This is a genomic window from Pseudomonas sp. URIL14HWK12:I6 (genome assembly GCF_000514195.1).
Lineage (GTDB): Bacteria > Pseudomonadota > Gammaproteobacteria > Pseudomonadales > Pseudomonadaceae > Aquipseudomonas > Aquipseudomonas putida_A.
This window is the reverse complement of sequence record NZ_AZVL01000006.1, coordinates 35,682-55,041: the sequence shown is the minus strand read 5'-3', so window position 1 is coordinate 55,041 and position 19,360 is coordinate 35,682. Positions and strand designations below refer to the sequence as shown.

Annotated in this window: 13 protein-coding genes; 1 reads left to right on the top strand and 12 read right to left on the bottom strand. The window is 61.2% G+C overall.

Annotation, left to right across the window (positions count from 1 at the left end; translation table 11 throughout):
* Nucleotides 1-15 precede the first annotated feature (15 nt).
* Nucleotides 16-933, bottom strand: coding sequence for a transcriptional regulator MetR (gene metR / locus H043_RS0112050; RefSeq protein ID WP_007968856.1), 918 nt, complete (start codon nucleotides 931-933; stop codon nucleotides 16-18).
* Nucleotides 934-1,051: 118 nt separating this feature from the next.
* A complete protein-coding gene (locus tag H043_RS0112045) occupies nucleotides 1,052-6,217 on the bottom strand; it encodes a DUF6543 domain-containing protein (protein ID WP_027612082.1) in 5,166 nt (1,721 codons plus the stop codon).
* Nucleotides 6,218-6,530: 313 nt separating this feature from the next.
* On the opposite strand from H043_RS0112045, the gene H043_RS0112040 reads away from it, so the two are divergent.
* Nucleotides 6,531-7,550, top strand: a complete 1,020-nt coding sequence (locus tag H043_RS0112040; RefSeq protein WP_027612081.1) for an alpha/beta fold hydrolase — start codon at nucleotides 6,531-6,533, stop codon at nucleotides 7,548-7,550.
* A gap of 91 nt (nucleotides 7,551-7,641) precedes the next feature.
* Here the strand turns inward: H043_RS0112040 and H043_RS0112035 are convergent, their stop codons facing one another.
* The 10 genes from H043_RS0112035 to glpK form a co-directional block, all read right to left on the bottom strand.
* A complete protein-coding gene (locus H043_RS0112035) occupies nucleotides 7,642-7,971 on the bottom strand; it encodes a GlpM family protein (protein WP_177325624.1) in 330 nt (109 codons plus the stop codon).
* An 8-nt stretch (nucleotides 7,972-7,979) separates the two neighbouring features.
* The gene (locus tag H043_RS0112030) at nucleotides 7,980-9,308 is read right to left on the bottom strand and encodes a sigma-54 dependent transcriptional regulator (protein WP_027612079.1); all 1,329 of its coding nucleotides are present in this window, start codon (nucleotides 9,306-9,308) and stop codon (nucleotides 7,980-7,982) included.
* Nucleotides 9,305-11,206: a sensor histidine kinase gene (locus H043_RS0112025; RefSeq protein ID WP_027612078.1), complete on the bottom strand. Its 1,902-nt coding sequence runs from the start codon at nucleotides 11,204-11,206 to the stop codon at nucleotides 9,305-9,307. The genes H043_RS0112030 and H043_RS0112025 overlap by 4 nt, the downstream gene beginning before the upstream one ends.
* 216 nt (nucleotides 11,207-11,422) lie before the next feature.
* Nucleotides 11,423-12,157: an amino acid ABC transporter ATP-binding protein gene (locus tag H043_RS0112020; protein ID WP_007963947.1), complete on the bottom strand. Its 735-nt coding sequence runs from the start codon at nucleotides 12,155-12,157 to the stop codon at nucleotides 11,423-11,425.
* Nucleotides 12,154-12,825 (bottom strand): amino acid ABC transporter permease, encoded by a 672-nt coding sequence (locus H043_RS0112015; protein WP_007963949.1) that lies wholly within the window; start codon nucleotides 12,823-12,825, stop codon nucleotides 12,154-12,156. Before H043_RS0112015 ends, H043_RS0112020 begins: the two co-directional genes overlap by 4 nt.
* Nucleotides 12,825-13,571 carry an amino acid ABC transporter permease gene (locus H043_RS0112010; protein WP_027612077.1) on the bottom strand — a complete coding sequence of 249 codons (747 nt, stop codon included), beginning with the start codon at nucleotides 13,569-13,571 and terminating at the stop codon, nucleotides 12,825-12,827. Before H043_RS0112010 ends, H043_RS0112015 begins: the two co-directional genes overlap by 1 nt.
* A 190-nt stretch (nucleotides 13,572-13,761) precedes the next feature.
* The gene (locus H043_RS0112005; protein WP_027612076.1) at nucleotides 13,762-14,688 is read right to left on the bottom strand and encodes a glutamate/aspartate ABC transporter substrate-binding protein; all 927 of its coding nucleotides are present in this window, start codon (nucleotides 14,686-14,688) and stop codon (nucleotides 13,762-13,764) included.
* A gap of 397 nt (nucleotides 14,689-15,085) precedes the next feature.
* Nucleotides 15,086-16,621, bottom strand: a complete 1,536-nt coding sequence (gene glpD, locus H043_RS0112000; protein ID WP_027612075.1) for a glycerol-3-phosphate dehydrogenase — start codon at nucleotides 16,619-16,621, stop codon at nucleotides 15,086-15,088.
* A gap of 322 nt (nucleotides 16,622-16,943) precedes the next feature.
* Nucleotides 16,944-17,699, bottom strand: a complete 756-nt coding sequence (locus tag H043_RS0111995; RefSeq protein ID WP_007916700.1) for a DeoR/GlpR family transcriptional regulator — start codon at nucleotides 17,697-17,699, stop codon at nucleotides 16,944-16,946.
* Nucleotides 17,700-17,794: 95 nt separating this feature from the next.
* Nucleotides 17,795-19,297 carry a glycerol kinase GlpK gene (gene glpK, locus H043_RS0111990; protein ID WP_027612074.1) on the bottom strand — a complete coding sequence of 501 codons (1,503 nt, stop codon included), beginning with the start codon at nucleotides 19,295-19,297 and terminating at the stop codon, nucleotides 17,795-17,797.
* Nucleotides 19,298-19,360: the final 63 nt, after the last annotated feature.

Sequence of the window (19,360 nt, the reverse complement as noted above, 5' to 3'; positions counted from 1 at the left end):
TGAGGCACCTTGGTGTCAGCGAACCGCGCTGACCCCATCCAGCGTCGAGAATGATGTGTCCTTGGCGGTCAGCAGGAAATCGCGCATGTACGGCGCATCGAGCATGTCGGCGCGGATCGCCGCGTACAGCGTGGCAAACAGACCCTTCTCGCCCAGACGCTTGGCCTTCACGTAACCGCGCGAGCTGTATTCGTGCAGCGCCCAGTGCGGCATGCCGCAGACGCCACGGCCGCTGGCGACCAGTTGCATCATCATCACCGACAGCTCCGAGGTGCGCACTTGCGCCGGTTCGATGTCGGCCGGTTCGAGGAAGCGGGTGAAGATGTCCAGCCGATCGCGTTCTACCGGGTAGGTGATCAGGGTTTCAGTCAGCAGGTCTTCGGGGACGATGTACGGTTTGCTCGCCAGCGGGTGCTGGTTGGCCACCGCGAGCATCGCTTCGTAAGTGAACAGCGGCACGTAAGTGATGCCGGCGATGTCCAGCGGATCGGAGGTCACCACCAGATCCAGATCGCCGCGGGCCAGCGCCGGCAGCGGGGCGAAGGCGAAGCCCGAGGCGAGGTCGAGTTCGACTTCCGGCCAGGCGTCGCGGAACTGGTCGATGGTCGGCATCAGCCACTGGAAACAGCTGTGGCATTCGATCGCCATGTGCAAACGCCCGGCGGTACCCCCGGCCAGACGACTGATGTCGCGTTCGGCAGCGCGCAGCAGCGGCAGGGTCGCGTCGGCCAGTTGCAGTAGGCGCAGGCCGGCGCTGGTGAAACGCACCGGTTTGGTCTTGCGCACGAACAACGGCATGCCCAGGCGCTCCTCCAGTTCCTTGAACTGGTGCGACAGCGCCGATTGGGTCAGGTGCAGACGGTCGGCGGCATCGACCAGGCTGTCGGCCTCGCGCAGGGCGTGCAGGGTTTTCAGATGACGGATTTCAAGCACTGCTGGCCCCATGAGGAAAATTTGTGATCAGGACGAAAGCGGTGAGTTTGTCTCATGTTGACGACCCTGTCGACCGCTCAAGCAGCGGGGCACAGCCAGTACCCCGCTGCTTTTTGCCTTAGAGATCTGCGAAATGCCGAATGCCCAGCGGTTTGCCGATATCGCCACGCCAGATCGCTTCGACCTGCGCACCGCCTGCGGCCTGGGCCTGCTGCCATTGCAGGCCAAGATTGCGTTGTTCCGGTAATTTCAGATGGGCTTTGACGAAGTCGGCGAACGGCACCTTGTCCGAGGTGTAGTGAAAGTGCGCATACCACAGCGTGCGCGGCGGCGTGCTGGTGAGGTCGCGCACTTGGTATTCCTGAAGGAAATCCTTGCGCCCGTCAGCGCGTTTGCCCAGTGCCCGCAATGAACCTTCGCGGCGGATATCCACCACTTGCTGTTGCAGCAAATAGTCCAGATAGCCTTCGGTGGGTGTCTTGCTGCGCAGTGACTGATCAATGCGCAGGGTACGACCGGTACGTCGCAGCTCACCGGCCTTGGCGTGCAATTGCAGCACCAGTGGTTCGGTCGGCGATAACCGTTCGATGGCCTGGGCGCGGATGCTCAGCTCAGTCGCTTCGCTGCTGAACATGTGTTCCAGATCCACCGGCAACATGTCCTGACGGGTGTAGCCCTGCACCTTGGCGCTGTAGGCCGCAACCGCCTCCAGACGTTTTCGCGCTTCCGCGAGCAATGGTTGAACATCGGTTGGCAGCGGTGTTGTGGCAGGTGCGGGGCGGGCTTGCAGATGATATTTGCCGCTGGAGCGCGGCAGCCAGGTTTCGCGGAAACCGTCGATGCCTTCGACGGTAAAGCGTTTTTCCCGGGTGCCGGGGTCAATGCTTTCGGTACCGATCAGCAACTGGTTGTCCTCGGTTTCGAACAGTTGCCTGCCGCCGGGCTCCTTCGGTTTGATCGGCGGGCGCTGTTTGATCGAGTGCCGCGCGTGTTCTTCAACCTTGCTCAGGCCATCGAGGAATGGCCCGACCTGTTCCAGATCCAGATGCTGCGCATAACCCAGCGTCCAGGCGTTGAGCTGACGACGGAAACCGGCATAGATCTGCAGGCAATCCTCGATCACCTGTTTGCGCTCGACCAGGCTGGCGCTGACTTCTGGCAGGTGATGCTGGGTCAGCAGTGCGCGCCCGACCTTGACCCGGGCGTCTTTGAGCTGGGTATGAAAATACACCCAGGACAGGTCGCTGACCGCATCGTAGCGAGTAATGATTTCCAGCAGATGTGCAGTTCTCAGGTAGTGGTGCGTGTTGTCGCCCAGGTTGCGGTTGAGCGCGGTCATGTCTTTCGCCATCTGGGCTTTCTGCGCGCGATTGCTGATGCGGTTGTTCCACAGGTTGGCCTGCTCGGTGATTGTGTGCAGTTGATCGAACTCCTTGAGGAAATCCTTGCGTACCAGCTTGCGCCGGGCCATGAGTTCTATATGGGCCGCTGTATTGCCGAAAGGGGTGGCATCGGATTCGGCGACCAGTGCGTCGATGCGGTTCAGGTGTTCCAGCAAGCGGTCGCGGGCAACAGTGACGCGCTGCACGGCGCGGTCGGCCACGATCCAGGCACAGCGGCTGCGGATGTCTTCGATCTGCAGACGCTTGCGGCCATGGCTCAAGGGCAACAGTTCGGCAAGGTTGTCGTATTGGGCGATCGCGAGGTCGATGTCATTCAGGCATGCTGCGTCGACTGCTGTGTGTAGTGGCTTGCGCTGGGCAACGTCGAGTTTCTGGTAGTTCTCCAGCAGCTGGTTGGAAGAGCGTGTCTGGGTATCAAGGCGCCGGGTATAGGCGTCGGCGGTGTTGGTCAGGGTCAATTGCCTGCGCAGTTGCCGATCGGTCCACCAGCGCGGCAACCACTGGCGAATTGGCGCGGGCCAAAGTGGGTCCATGCCGTCGGCCAGATGTCCGAGCACGGCGCCACCGCCTGCACCGCCACCGTCCATAACGGTGCCGTACACTGCGTAATGGGTGTTCCACTGGCCATTTTCGTCGAGGGCGATCGGTTGTTTGTAGCTGCGCATCCGTGAGCCATAAAGCCTCCAGCCACGCGGCGCATCGCTGAGCTGAACCTGATAGATGCGGCCCTGACGAACAATGAAGTCGCCATCGGCGTGGCGGTAGACGTTGCGATAGACCCCGTGGGTGGCCGGGTGCAGGCCGGCGAGGGAAATTTCGTATTCGTACTCGTAACCCTTGAAACGCTCGAGCGTCTGCCTGGTCCATTGCCAGGACGTCGACATCGCGGCGGATCTGCCCAGTGCCGCGCGTTGCCGCTGGCGGCTGGCCAGACGTGCGGCTGCGGGTGCCGAAACTGTTCCGGGAAGCACATCCATTGCCGCGTCGATCAGCGACAGCAGCACCGCTTCCACCTCCGCCAGACCATGTCCGAGCTCGCCGCGCAAGAACGCCGCGACCGCCAGATTGGCACTGTTCCAGGCGTCATACAGGGCCACGGCCGCGCCCACGAACGGCAACATGCCGATAGCCATTTTCAGATAGTTGAACAACGCCCCGGACTTCAGTGCACAGCGTTCGAGATACAACGCATCGTTGGAGCGTGAACTGCTGCGATGGGCCTCCAGCAACCGGCCCATGTGCACGTTCAATAAATGAATGGCCAACGATGTGGTCGCCGGCCAGGCCATCCCGACGCCGATCAGCGCATCGAAATTGCGCAGTTGGGCCTGGTTGATCCGGCTGACATGGCTGGCAAAATCGCCGCTCACGGCGCGTCCGGCCAGGTAGCTGACCATTTTGCTGTCCACACAACGCCTGAACAGATCCACCCGCGCCTGTTCCAGCGTTTCGTATTGACGCAGGAAGATCGCGTCGGGGCTATCGGGCAGGTACAGCAGGGTCAGGCCACTGGTTTGCTCGACAATCAATGTGACACCCGCGAGCGTGCTCGGTCCCTGATGCGCGGTGTCCTCTCCACCGACGGTCAGGTGCACCGGCAGCAGTGCGATGCGTTGTCCATTCACGGCATACGCCTGAGGTGTATTCGCCTCGATGGCGACTTTCAGCACGGCATGGCCTGCATTGTCGATGTGCCGTTGCAGCAGCGCGAACTCACCTTGCAACCTGAGCATCAGCCGCCACGGTTCGCTCAGGCATTCACGGCGCCAGGCCTGCTGAAAAGCCGGTTCTCCCGGCGCGCCGAAAAATGCCTGGCGAATCAGTTCTTCGTAAAGTCCGGGCAGATCCAGCTCTGTTACCAGATTGCGCAAATAGGCCGGGGTGATCCCGGCTTCGAGGCGCTGTCGATCAGTGGGGTTCTCGGCGCGGATCCTGGCCCGCATGAAGGACAGGCGCCACTCCATGTCCTGATCGATGTTTTCCTGTGCCAGTTGTTCAAGGGTGAGCTCGCCGCGCTGGTCGCTCGCGGTCAGGATATTGCGTTGCGGTGTGCCAGGCGCGGCGCCTTCCATCACGGTCTTTTGCCAGAAGGTCGAGTCGGGCAGGTCGAGGCTCACGCTCACGCTTTGTTTGAGCGCGAAGTCTGCGCGCAAGCGGGCGTCGATGCGTTGTTCGGCGAAGGCCTGACGCGGCGGTAATTCCCGTTCGAGCAACGCATGAGCGCGTTGCATGGCGCCGAGGTACTGGCTGATCAGCGTTTTGATCCGTGCACGTGGCGCTTCGTCCAGCTTTTCAAACCATGCCGGCAGGTTGCCGGCCAGCGCTGCGCTGCGGTCTTGCGCCTGACGTTCGGCAAATGCCCGTTCACGGGCCTGCGCGACCGCTACGGTCAGGCGTGGCAGATATTGTTCGCGCAGCTTTTCCATCTCGGCCCGGCGTTGGTCGGCACGGCCGGGCAGCGGGTTGTCACGCAGGATCTGCGCGGCTTGCTGTTCGCAGTCATAGAGTTGCTGATCAAGCGACCAAACGAGCGAATCGCCAGCCAGTGGCGTCAGGTGCAAGGTCAGCCCGCCGTCGTTGGGCGAGCGTTTGAACAGGTTCTGCTCCAGCGCCGCACGCGAAGTAAAACGTTGCAGTCCGCCGAAGTGGCCGGGCCAGTAAAGCAACAGGCTGTCGCTCGAGTCGGGCGCCAGCGCCGCAGTCGTCGCGATGATCAGCACGCCATGCAGCTCCTCGACGGCGGTAACGCCCTCATTTGTCGTCGCCAACGATACGCGGGCGATAACCCCGTCCGCTGTCGGCAGGTTGCGCCCCGGTGCGTCCAGCATTGCGATGACGCGCCGATGCTCCTCGACGGTCAGCTGATCCAGCGCCCTTTGCAGTTCGACCTCGGCGCGCAGCCCTGCGATACGGGCCTGAAGCAGGGCGTGGTAGTTCTGGTTGCTGGCCTGGCGCAGTTCGAGCATCGTCAGCGGATGGTGGCTGTCGAGCAGGGCGGATGCCGCGTCATGACTGGCTTGCTGCGCCTCGCTCAAAGCGTCGAATCGTTGCGCCAGTTGCTGACGTTGCGGGCTGTTCAGCTCGGCGTCGCCAAACAAGCGGTCGAGCGCACGTTGTTCAAGCGCCAGCGTCTGCCGGCGCGCGTCCAGGGGAATATCGGCAACCAGCAAACCGAAGGGCGCAACTTCATCGACGGTTTGCCCGGCACTCTCCGGCAGGGTGGGCGCGACCGGGAAAAATTTGTCGAGCGCGGCCCAACTGGCACCGCTGCTTGCCGATGTGGACAGCAGTGGTTCAATTGCGCGTGTGAGTGGATCGCTACCGAACTCGATGAAGTCCAGCGAGGTGATGCGTAACGGATCCGGCTGCTGGTCAATCAGCCAGCGTTCCAGCGCGGTCTGCTGTTCGAAACGGATCAACGGTTGCGAGTGCGTGGGCAGATAAAGCAGCAGCGTTTCCTCCAGCTTGATCAGCAACGTGCCGTACACACGCAGGCGGCTGTTATCGACGCGGTTGAGTACCGGTTGCGCGACCCGCAGGTCCGCCGCGACCTTGTTCGAAGGGGGGAGGAGCTGCGACAGCCTCTGTCGTTGTGTGGCGTCGAGCCTGCCTTCGGCCCCCGCCCAATGAAGCGCGGCCTCGAAATGCCGGTGATAGAGGCTCAGGGCATGCTCGCGCCGCGACAGCGCAGTGCCGGGCGCGCGGACATCCCACCAGGCGCTTTCGGGTTGTTGGGGATGGTGGGCCAGGAGATCCAGCCATTGCTGGTGACAGTCGTTCAAACGAGCCGTCGCCAACAGGTAAAGCGTTTGATCGACGTATGGCTGTAATCGTTGATCAAGGCCGAAGTCGGCCGTTGCAGAGGGCAGTGCGTGGGACATGCGACAAGGCTCCAGAGGGCATGCAGACCGGGTAATCCCGGCCTTCGTGCCTATTAGAGGCGCGCTCTCACAGCCCCATGCGGTACATGGTTATCGCTGGGTAGTGGTTTTGTTTCAGAGGATGTACAGACCGCTCCGGCCTGATTCGTTGCCTTCATCGCGTTGGCGTAGAAGATCGTGTCGGACGTCGGAACGCTGTGCAGGATGACCGCTCGGCAATCTTCATCAAACTGTCACGCAACTGTGGCAGCGCGCTTGAACAAACTTCATCAGACTCGCGCTCTACTGGGGTTCTGCGTTTCGGTGTTTCTTCATGCGTTTATTTTTTCTGTTGGCCGCGCTGTTGTTCGGCCTGCCGTCGATGGCGGCTTCGCGTTGCGACGTCAATGTACCGACTGAACGGGTCGATCTGGCACAGGTGAGCCTGGCGTACCAGAGCATCGGCCGTGCCTCGGATCCGGCGCTGTTGCTGGTCATGGGCCTGGGTGGTCAGTTGATCCACTGGCCGGACGAAGTGGTGGTTGCGCTGTGTCAGCAGGGCTTTCGGGTGATCCGCTACGACAACCGCGATGTCGGCCTGTCGACCTGGCGGCAGGCCCCGGTCGAGGCCAACCTGACCTTTGAAGTGCTGCGCTACAAGCTCGGTTTGCCGGTGTCGGCGCCCTATTCGCTGACGGACATGGCCGACGATGCGCTGGGCTTGATGGACGCGCTGCACATCGACCAGTTTCACGTATTGGGCGCGAGCATGGGCGGGATGATCGCCCAGCATCTGGCGGCGATGGCACCACAACGGGTGGAAAGCCTGACGCTGATCATGACCAGTTCCGGCGCCGAAGGTTTGCCGGCACCGAGTGCGGCGCTGGTGCAACTGCTGGCGCGGCGCGGCGCGCCGAATCGCGAGGTGGCGCTGGAACAGCAGGCCGATCTGCTGGCGGCGCTCGGTAGCCCGGCGGTCACCGATGACCGGCAAGCGTTGCTGCATCAGGCGGCGGTAGCCTACGACCGGGCGTTCAACCCTGAAGGTGTGAAACGGCAGATCATGGCGATACTTGCCGAGCCGAGCCGGGTGGCCTTGCTCAATCAACTGCGGGTGCCGACCCTGGTGGTGCACGGCACGGCCGATCCGCTGTTGCCGGTGATGCACGGCGTGCATCTGGCGGCGCACATTCGTGGCAGTCAGTTGAAGCTGATTCCGGGGCTGGCTCATCGCTTTCAGGAGGCGTTCAAGGCGCCCTTGCTGGCGGCGGTGTTGCCGTATTTGCAAGAGCACCGTGAAGACACGTCGCACTGGGCGCAGATCGAACCGGTGGCAAGCGGCAACCTGCTGTAGCTGAGGTTTTGGCGGTGTTGACTCGGGCCTCTTCGCGAGCAAGCCCGCTCCCACATTTGCAATGCGGTTCGCTTGAGGGAGCGGACTGTGATCAGCTGTGCAGGCGCACCCAGACCGTGACCAGCACGGTCGCCGCGATCAGCCACGCGACCACCGCCACCGCCAGTGAAGCCTCCAGGCGCATGCGGTCCACCAGCACGTACAGCGTCGTCAGATAGATAAAGTACGGAATGATCGACCACATGCCGAACACAATCGTCGCCTTCAGATCGTCGATCGAACGACCTTTGCCGACGATGTAGTGGGCGATCAGGGCGAAGGTCGGAAACAGCGGCACCAGTCCGGCGATGTAATAGTTTTTGGTCTTCGACAGCGCGGCGAGGATCAGCACCACCGCCGCGCCGAGTGCCGCTTTGAGTATCAGATCCATCAGTGGCTCAGCCCGTACTTTTTCACTTTGTCGAACAGCGTGGTCTTGGCCATGCCCAGTTCTTGACTGGCCTGGGTCAGGTTGCCGCCACTGCGTTGCAAGGCGTCATTGAGCAGGTTGCGCTCGAAGGCTTCCACCGCTTCGGCGAACGCCAGCCCCTGACCGCCGCTGCTGGCGCCGGACTTCTTGAACGCCGGCAGGCCGAGGGCAAAGCGCTCGGCGACATTACGCAACTCACGCACGTTGCCCGGCCAGTCGTGGCTCATCAGGTTCGACAGGGTCTGGTTGTCCAGCTCGGGCAACACCCGGTCGAAACGCAGCGCCGACTGCTGGGTGAAGTGTTCGAACAGTTGCAGGATATCTTCACGGCGCTCGCGCAGCGGCGGCAGCTCCAGCGTCACCACGTTGAGGCGGTAGTACAAGTCGCTGCGAAACTCGCCGGCCTTGCTCGCTTCGTCGAGGTCGGATTTGGTTGCGGCAATCACCCGGCAATCCACCGCCACGCTCTGGTTCGAGCCGAGGCGTTCGAGGGTGCGTTCCTGCAACACCCGCAGCAGTTTGATCTGCAGGGGCAGGGGCATGCTTTCCACTTCGTCGAGGAACAGCGTGCCGCCGTCGGCGTGTTCGATCTTGCCGATGCGCCGTTTGCCGGCGCCGGTGAAGGCGTTGGCCTCGTGGCCGAAGATCTCGCTTTCGAAGAGGTTTTCCGGCAGGCCGCCGCAGTTCAGCGCGACAAACTGCTTGGCATGCCGGCGACTGAAGTCGTGCAGGCAGCGGGCGACCAGTTCCTTACCGGTGCCGGTCTCGCCCTCGATCAGCACGTTGGCCGAGGTGTCGGCGACGTTGGCGATCAGTTCACGCAGGTTCTGCATGGCTGGCGAGCGACCGATGATCCGACCTTCGAGGGAATCGCGCTCAGCCAGTTGCCGACGTAGCGAAGACACTTCCCGGGCCAGGCTGCGTTGCTCCAGTGCGCGACGAGCGACATCCACCAGACGCTCCGGCGAGAACGGTTTCTCCATGAAATCGTAGGCGCCTTTCTGCATCGCGCCGACCGCCATGGAGATATCGCCATGGCCGGTGATCAGCACCACCGGCAGACTGCGGTCGCGCGCCTTGAGGCGGGTCAGCAGTTCCAGGCCATCGATACCGGGCAGGCGAATGTCGCTGATGACGATGCCGGCAAAGTTGTCGCCGACCCGCTCCAGCGCTTCTTCGGCACTGCCGACGCCGATGCAGGGAATGTCTTCCAGGGTCAGCGCCTGCTGGCAGCCGAGCAGCACATGGGGGTCGTCTTCGACGATCAGCACACTAAGGTCGTGGTTCATATTGGCTCGGCAGGAGTAGGGCTTACCAACGGTAAACTGAGAACGAAGGTGGTACCACCGCTGGCCGGGTGTTCGACACCCAGGTGTCCGCCGGTGGCGGCAGCTAGGCTGGCGGAGAGGGTCAGGCCGAGGCCCAGACCCTGTTCGCCGGGTTTGGTGGTGAAGAACGGCTCGAACAGATGCTTGCGTGCTTCGGCGTCGACCCCGTGGCCGTTGTCCCGCACCCGCAGGCGATATTTGCCGTTGAACTCTTCGCCATCGAGCCACAGCTGCGGCGCGGGTTGTGCCTGCATGGCGTCGAGGGCGTTGCCGATCAGGTTGACCAGAATCTGTTCGAGGCGGGTCTGGTCGATCTGCACCTGCACGTCGCTGAACTGCCGGTGCAGTTGCAGCGCCATGCTCTCGACCCGCGCGCCGAGCAGTTGCAGGGCCGCGTCCACGGCTTTGCCGAGACTGGCCTGGCCTTCGTTGTCGCCGCGCCGGGCGAACGAACGCAGGCTGGCGGTGATCCGGCCCATGCGGTCGATCAGGTCGTTGATGGTCTTGAGGTTGGTGCTGGCGACGTCGAGCTGGCCGCGTTCCAGAAAGCGAATGGTGTTGCCGGACAGGGTGCGCATCGCCGCCAGCGGCTGGTTCAGTTCGTGGGCGATGCTGGTCGACATCTGGCCGATGGCCGCGAGTTTGCCGGCCTGCACCAGTTCGTCCTGAGCGCGACGCAGGGTCTCTTCTGCCTGGCGTCGCTCGCGGATCTGGCTCTTGAGCCGTTCGTTGCTGGCGCGCAGGTCGCCGGTGCGTTCGGTAATCCGACGCTCCAGTTGATTGTTGGCTTCCTGCAAGGCTTCGCGGGCGGCGAGGCGCGTGGCGATGACCTTGCGCCGCTCGTTCCAGGCGATCAGCAGGAACGCCACCAGGGCGAAGGCCACCGCCACCAGGATTCCCTGATTGATCGCTTCACGACGCAAGTCCTGCAACGGCGTGAGCAGGGTGAAATTCCATGGCGTGTCGCTCAGCGGTCGGGTCTGCGCCAGATAGCTGATGCTGTCGTCATCGGCGCTCAGTTCGCTGTTGGCCGGGAAGGTCAGTTTCTCCACACCGTCGGCCAGGGTTTCGCGGGCCAGCGGTTGCAGTTCGTTGAGCGGGAACCAGTAGTACTGCAGGCTGCGGGCGAGCTTCTCTTTGGTTTCATCGCTCAGCGGGACCACCGATTTCAGGCGCCGCGCCGGATCGCTGGAAAGAATGATGATGCCGTTCTCGTCGCTGACGAAGGCTTCCAGGCGGGCGCGTTGCCAGCGCTCTTCCAGCGCTTCGAGGCGCACCTTGACCACGGCGACGCCGATGATCTTGCCGTGTTCTTCCAGACCGTGGGCGAGGTAATAACCGGGTTCGCCGCTGGTGCTGCCGATGCCGTAGAAACGTCCGGGCTCGCCGCGCACGGCGTTCTGGAAATAGGCGCGAAAGGACAGGTCTTCGCCGAGGTAACTGTCGACGTCGCGCCAGTTGCTGGTGGCCATGACGCGGCCGGTGGTGTCCATCACGTAGATGGCCCGACTGCGGCTGCGCCGGTTCAGGCCTTCAAGGTAAGCATTGACCGTTTGCCGGTGTTCCGGGGTCGGGTCGGCCAGCAATTGCGGGACACTGGTTTCCAGTTCCAGCAGGCTGGGCAGGTAGGTGTATTTGCTGATCTCGCTTTCAACGGTGCGCGCGTGCAGTTCGAGCTGACGCTGGCCGTTTTCGCTGAGGCTGCGGATGCCGAAATGTTCACTGGTCCAGTAGCCGATGTAACCCAGTCCGATCATCAGGATGATGATCAGCGGCGGCAGGAACAGATGGCGAATCAGACGGGGCTTCACGGCAAGTGATGGCGGCGCTGCGCGATAGAGATTGGGGTCGCATTTCATCACAGTTGCCTTGGGTCAACCAGCATGGCTAACAGCATCCTGGTTTGTTCGAGCGCGGAACCTGTGGCGAGGGGATTTATCCCCGATCGGCTGCGCAGCAGTCGTCAAACCATTGCATGCGGTCTGACTTTGGAATGCTGGGGCCGCTTCGCAGCCCATCTGGGATAAATCCCCTCGCCACAAAGCTCCCTCGCCACAGAGTTCGGTGTGTTGCTTTTAGTGCTGCAGGATTTTCTCGAGGAAGTGCTGCGCGCGTTCGGAGCGGGCGCTGATGTCGCCGAAGAACTCCTCTTTCGGACAGTCTTCGATGATCTTGCCGGCGTCCATGAAGATCACGCGGTCAGCCACTTTGCGCGCGAAGCCCATTTCGTGGGTCACGCACATCATGGTCATGCCTTCGTGGGCCAGTTGCACCATCACGTCGAGCACTTCGTTGACCATTTCCGGGTCGAGCGCCGAGGTCGGTTCGTCGAACAGCATGACGATCGGGTCCATGGCCAGTGCACGGGCAATCGCCACACGCTGCTGCTGACCGCCGGACAGTTGCCCCGGATGCTTGTGCGCATGTGCCGACAAGCCAACGCGCTCGAGCAGTTGCAGACCTTTCTTGGTCGCCTCTTCCTTGCTGCGGCCCAGCACCTTGATCTGCGCGATGGTCAGGTTTTCGGTGATGGTCAGGTGCGGGAACAGCTCGAAGTGCTGGAACACCATACCGACGCGCGAACGCAGTTTCGGCAGGTTGGTCTTGGAGTCGGCAATCGAAGTGCCGTCGACGACGATGTCGCCTTTCTGGAACGGCTCCAGCGCGTTGACGCACTTGATCAGGGTCGACTTGCCCGAACCCGACGGACCGCAGACCACGATCACTTCGCCTTTCTTGACCTCGGTGCTGCAATCAGTCAGCACCTGGAAGTCGCCATACCACTTGTTGATGTTCTTGATGGAGATCATACGGCAAACCTTTTTTGCAGACGCTTGACCAGCAGCGAGGCGGAAAAGCTGATGATGAAGTAGACGACACCGGCAAAGATCAGGAACTCGTTGGAACGACCGATGATGTCGCCGCTGGAGCGGGCGGAGTTGAGGAAGTCCACCAGGCCCACGGTGTAGACCAGCGAGGTGTCCTGGAACAGGATGATCGACTGTTGCAGCAGCAACGGGGTCATCTTGCGGAACGCCTGGGGCAAGATGATCAGACGCATGGTCTGGCCATAAGTCATGCCCATCGCCTGCGCTGCGGCCATCTGGCCTTTGGGGATCGACTGCACGCCAGCCCGGACGATCTCACAGAAGTACGCGGCTTCGAACATCATGAAAGCCACGACGCAGGAGGTGAACGCGCCGATCGGGGTGTCTTCGCCGGTGATCCAGCGCAGCACGAACGGCACCGCCAGGTAGAACCAGGTGATCACCAGCAGCAGCGGGATCGAGCGGAAGTAGTTCACGTAGGCGCCGGCAACGCGCGACAGCAGTTTGCTGGACGACAGGCGCATCAGTGCGAGGATCGTCCCCAGCACGATGCCGCCGATCACGCCCATGACCATCAGTTGCAAGGTCATGACCATGCCGTTCCACAGGCCCGGGATCGCGGGGATGATGCCGCTGAAATCGAAGTCCATTATTTACCCCCCACGGAGATCAGGCCGGGCACTGCGACTTTCTTCTCGACCATGCGCATCAGCAACATCAGGCTCATGTTCAGGGTGAAGTAGATCAGCGTGGCCAGGGTGAAGGCTTCAAACAGGTTGGCCGAGAACTCGGCGGTCTGTTTGGTTTGCGCCAGCAGTTCCATCAGGCCGATCAAGGACGCCACGGAGGAGTTCTTGAACACGTTGAGGAATTCCGAGGTCAGCGGCGGAATGATGATGCGGTAGGCCTGGGGCAGCAGCACGTTCCAATAGATCTGCGGCAGCTTGAAACCCATGGCGCGGGCGGCGGATTCCTGGCCGCGTGGCAGCGCCTGGATGCCGGTGCGCACTTGCTCGCAGACCCGGGCGGCGGTGAACAGGCCCAGGCACACGACCACGCTCAGGTAGGCCGAGGTGGTCGGGTTCAGATCCTGCTTGTACCAGTCCTGCAGGTTTTGCGGCAGCAGATCGGGCACCAGGAAGTACCAGATGAACAGCTGCACCAGCAGCGGCACGTTGCGAAACAGTTCGACGTAGCAGGTCGCGATGCCCGATACGAGGCGGTTCGGCACCGTGCGCATGACCCCCAGAATGGAGCCCAGCAGCAAGGCGATGATCCATGCCACGATGGCGATGGCAATGGTCCAGCCCAGGCCGGCGATGTACCAGTCGAGATAAGTCTCGCTGCCTACGCCGGTGGACTTGAAGAACACGCCCCAGTCCCAGTTGTAATTCATTAGGGTCTCCCCTCGAAATCGATCGATGTACAAGCACCCGCTTGGGGAAGATCCTTTCCCGTCCGACGTTGAACGCCGGGCACACGCGATCGGCTCGAAAACCGCCAGGTCGAGTGTTCCACTGTAAAACCAGCAGGTAACAGACGCCTGAGGGAGGGTGGCTCCCTCAGGGGATAAGGTTAGTCAGGAATCAGATTTTTACGTCAGGCGCCGGCTTGTCGCTCGGGTTGGCGATCAGTTCCTTGACCTTGTCGCTCATCGGGAAGTTGAGGTTCAGGCCCTTTGGCGGAATCGCGGTTTCGAACCACTTCTTGTAGATCTCGTTGATCTTGCCGGATTTGTACAGGCCGACGATGGCGTCATCCACAGCCTTCTTGAAGGCCGGGTCGTCTTTGCGAACCATGCACGCGTAGGCTTCGAACGATTGCGGAGTACCGGTGATGACCCAGTCGTCCGGCTTCTTGGCCTTGGCTTCTTCGCCGGCCAGCAGGGCGTCGTCCATCATGAAGGCAACGGCACGGCCGCTTTCCAGCATGTTGAAGGATTCGCCGTGGTCCTTGGCGGAGATGATGTTCATGCCCATCTGCTTGTCGGCGTTCATCGCTTTGATGATGCGCTCGGACGTGGTGCCAGCGGTGGTCACGACGTTTTTGCCTTTGAGGTCGGCAAAGTCTTTGTAGGACGGGTTGCCATCCTTGTCTTTCTTGACCAGCAGGCGGGTGCCGATTTCGAAGATGTTGACGGTGAAGTCGACTTGCTGGGCGCGTTCGGCGTTATTGGTGGTGGAACCGCACTCGATATCCGCGGTGCCGTTCTGGATCAGCGGGATACGGGTTTGCGAGGTCACCAGGTTGTATTTGACCTGCAGGTCTGGCTTGTTCAGGTCTTTTTTCAGGGCTTCAACGATGGCCACTTGAATGTCGTGGGAGTAGCCCACTGGCTTGCCGGAAGCATCCGCAATGTAGGAAAACGGGATGGAGCTGTCGCGGTGAGCGAGGGTGATGGTGCCGGAATCGTTGATTTTCTTCAGGGTGCCGGTGAGTTCGGCGGCGAAAACTGGAGTGCTGATCAGAGCGGCCGCAATGGCTGCGCCCAGGATATGGGGAACGATGCGCATCAAATTTTCCTCGAATTGTTTTTTTTATGGAGCCAGTTCGTCGGCCCTTTTGTGCTTCGAATGCCTGACGGCTCCTGAAGTGTTGGCACGGCAGGCATTCGCCGAGAGAGTGTAGAGCATGAGTCGTGCCAGAGCAGTCGATAGTGGCTAATGGCTTGATTTATAAGGTGATTAAAGTTTTGTGTCGGTGTTTTTCGATGAAACTGATCCGGTTATCCGAATCGACCGGGAGGTCGCGTTCGGAAATCCGAACGCTCTTTTAATCGCTGCCCTCATATTGATGATCGTTCGAGCCCACATTCCCTCGCCACAGGGTTAGTGGCAGGCAAAGTAAGTCACGCAGCAAAAAGCCCCTGAATCTCTCAATTCAGGGGCTTTCGTTTAAGCGATGTTCAAATCACGCCGCTTCAGTCTTGCGGTTCTGCTCGACCTTGCCCAGGTAGGCCGCCAGTTTCTCTTGCTCGGCCGGGGTAGTGAACAGGCCCAGTTTGCTGCGACGCCACAGGATGTCGTGCGCCGTGGTGGCCCATTCTTCGCTGCACAGGTAATCGACCTCGCGAGTGTAGAGCCCGCCACCAATGTGTTCGCCCATGTCGGCGAGGGTTTCCACGCCTTCGAGCATGCGCCAGGTGCGGCTGCCGTAGGTGGTGGCCCAGCGGCGGGCGATCTCGGTCGGGACGAAGTCGAACTTGTCGCGGATCTGCGCGCTCAAGGCTTGCGGGGTGGTCATGTCTTCGCCGCCGGGCAGGGTCGCGGTGGCGGTCCAGCTCGGGCGCATCTGGGTGAAGTACGGCATCAACTGGGCCATCGCTGACTCGGCGAGTTTGCGGTAGGTGGTCAGTTTGCCGCCGAACACCGACAGCAGCGGTGCTTCTTCGCCACCGCCAGACAATGCCAGGGTGTAATCGCGGGTCACGGCGGATGGGTTGTCGGATTCGTCGTTGCACAGTGGACGCACGCCCGAGTAGCTGTGCTGGATGTCGTCGCGGCTGATCTGCTGCTTGAAATGGGCGTTGACCACTTTCAGCAGGTAATCGGTTTCGCCGTCGGTGATCGCCACTTTCGCCGGATCGCCGGTGTATTCGCGGTCGGTGGTGCCGATCAGGGTGAAGTGATTCAAATACGGAATGGTGAAGACGATGCGCTGATCTTCGTTTTGCAGAATGTGCGCGTGATCGCCTTCATACAGCTTCGGCACGATGATATGGCTGCCCTGAATCAGGCGGATGCCGTACGGCGATTCCATTTTCAGGTCGTCACGGATGAACTTGGCGACCCACGGGCCGGCGGCGTTCACCAGTGCTTTGGCGGTGATCGAAAACAGGCTGCCGTCAGCGCGTTCCAGATTCAGGTGCCACAGGCCTTTGGCACGGCGGGCGCTGACGCAACGGGTCTGGGTGTGTACGTGGGCACCTTTTTCCCGGGCGGCCATGGCGTTCAGAACGACGAGGCGGGCGTCATCAACCCAGCAATCGGAATATTCGAAGCCCTTGGTGATTTCGCTTTTCAGCGCGCTGTCGGCACCGAACTTCAGGCTTTTCGAACCTGGCAGTTTTTCGCGCTTGCCGAGGTTGTCATAAAGGAACAGGCCGGCGCGGATCATCCACGCCGGACGCAGGTGCGGGCGGTGCGGCAGCACAAAACGCATCGGCTTGACGATGTGCGGCGCCTTGGCCAGCAGCACTTCGCGCTCGGCCAGCGCTTCACGCACCAGACGGAATTCGTAATGTTCGAGATAGCGCAGGCCACCGTGGATCAGCTTGCTGCTGGCCGACGAGGTGTGGCTGGCCAGGTCATCCTTTTCGCAAAGGAACACCGAGAGACCGCGACCGGCGGCATCCGCTGCGATCCCCACGCCATTGATCCCGCCGCCAATCACGGCAACGTCGTAGATCTCGGAGATAGGGGGCGTACGCAAGGTAGATGTGGACATCGGCTGGCCTCGGGCTCTTTTGATTTTCTGTCTTGGAAATCGAACATAAATGTTCATTTGCGAAAATGGTAGCCCATAAAGACGCGCGCAGCCAGTCGCGTTCGATTGAAAAAACTCATCGAAGGGCGGCTAAAAGAAAATTTTCGAACATTATTGAGTCGAGGGATGCTTTTTGTGGCGAGGGGATTCATCCCCGATGGGCCGCATAGCGGCCCCTCAATCAACTACCGTGGGGTATCAGGCACACCGCATTGGATGGTTTTGGGACTGCTTCGCAGCCCATCGGGGATAAATCCCCTCGCCACATGGGAATGTTGAGGGTTTAAACGACTTCCAGACGAATCTTGTGCTGGCTCAGCAGTTGCGCCAGTGCCGGCACTGGCTGCTGATCGGTCACCAGGCAATCGATCAGGCTGATCGGACCCAATCGAATCATCGCATTGCGCCCGAACTTGCTCGAGTCCGCCGCCAGAATCACCTGCCGCGCATTGGCAATGATCGCCTGCGACACGCGCACTTCCTGATAATCGAAGTCGAGCAGGCTGCCGTCTTCGTCGATGCCGCTGATACCCACCAGTGCGAAATCGACCTTGAACTGGTTGATGAAGTCCACGCTCGCCTGACCCACCACACCGCCGTCACGGCGCACGTTGCCGCCGGTCAGCAGCACATCGAAATCATCCTTGGCACTGAGCATCGAGGCGACGTGCAGGTTGTTGGTGATGATCTTCAGATGGTTGTGATTGAGCAGGGCGCGGGCAATCGATTCGGTGGTGGTGCCGATGTTGATGAACAGCGAGGCGTGATCGGGGATCTGCGCGGCGATGGCTTCGCCAATGCGTTGTTTTTCGTCGCGCATCTGGTCGGCGCGCATCGCATAGGCGGTGTTTTCGACGCTGGAATCATAGGCCGCGCCGCCATGGTAGCGACGCAACAGATTGGCTTCCGCGAGCTGATTGATGTCGCGGCGGATGGTTTGCGGGGTAACAACGAACAGCGTGGCCATTTCCTCGATGCTCACATAGCCGCGTTCGCGGACCAGTTCGAGGATTTGCTGCTGACGGGGAGGCAGATTCATGGGGCTTCCTTTGGGCTGCCGTGCAAAATTTGCCCATGATGCCGCAGGAATCCGCTCCCGACCAGTTAGTTGCCTATCAGTCTCTGAAGGTTGGCTTATTCAGCGTCTTCACGCGCCCAGTCACGGGTGCGGCTGACGGCTTTTTTCCAGCCTTTGTACAGTTTCTCTTTCTCGGCTTCGTCCAGGCTCGGTTCGAACTCACGCTCGATCACGGCCTTGCCGCGCAGTTCGTCGAGGCTGCCCCAGAAACCACACGCCAGACCGGCCAGATACGCCGCCCCGAGTGCAGTGGTTTCGCGCATTTGCGGACGCTCTACCTGAGTGCCGAGGATGTCGGCCTGGAACTGCATGAGGAAGTTGTTGGCCACTGCGCCGCCGTCCACACGCAGGGCCTTGAGGCGTTCGCCGGAGTCCTGTTGCATAGCGTCGAGCACGTCGCGGGTCTGGTAGGCGATCGATTCCAGCGCGGCGCGGATGATGTGATCCACGCGCACGCCGCGCGTCAGACCGAACAGTGCACCGCGGGCATACGGGTCCCAGTACGGAGCGCCCAGACCGGTGAAGGCCGGTACCAGGTACACACCGTTGCTGTCCTTCACTTTATTGGCGAAGTATTCGGTGTCGTGAGCGTCGTTGACGATCTTCAGTTCATCGCGCAGCCACTGCACGGTCGAACCGCCGTTGAACACCGCGCCTTCCAGGGCGTAAGCCACTTCGCCACGCGGGCCGCAAGCGATGGTGGTGAGCATGCCGTGTTGCGATTTCACCGCTTTGTCGCCGGTGTTCATCAGCAGGAAGCAGCCGGTGCCGTAGGTGTTTTTCGCCTGGCCCGGCTCGACGCACATCTGGCCGAACAGTGCCGCTTGCTGGTCACCGGCGATACCGCCGATGGCGATGCCGCTCTTGGTGCGACCATAGATTTCCGAAGAGGCTTTGACTTCCGGGAGCATTTCGCGCGGGATGTCGAGGATTTCCAGCATCTTCGAATCCCACTCCAGCGAATGGATGTTGAAGAGCATGGTGCGCGAGGCGTTGGTGTAGTCGGTGACGTGTACCTTGCCGCCGGTGAATTTCCAGATCAGCCAGCTATCGACGGTGCCGAACAGCAGTTCGCCATTGCGCGCACGCTCGCGGCTGCCTTCGACGTTGTCGAGGATCCACTTCAGCTTGGTGCCGGAGAAGTACGGGTCGGTAACCAGACCGGTGTTGTCGCGGATGTACTCTTCGTGGCCATCGCGCTTGAGCTGCTGGCAGATCTCGGTGCTGCGGCGGCACTGCCAGACGATGGCGTTGTACACCGGACGACCGGTGGTTTTGTCCCAGACCACGGTGGTTTCACGCTGGTTGGTGATACCGATGGCGGCGACCTGATCGTGATGCAGACCGGCCTGGGCCAGTGCTTCGACCATCACCGCGCTCTGGGTGGCGAAGATTTCCATTGGATCGTGTTCGACCCAACCGGCTTGCGGGTAGTGCTGGGCGAATTCGCGCTGGGCGGTGCAGACCACGTTCGCATCGCGGTCGAAAATGATCGCGCGGGAGCTGGTCGTACCCTGATCGAGGGCAATGATGTAGTTCTTATTCTGAATGTCGGTCATGTCGATTGCCTTGGACGAAATAAGGGAGAGTGGGCCGTGGCGCGGGCTCTAAAAGGGCAGGAG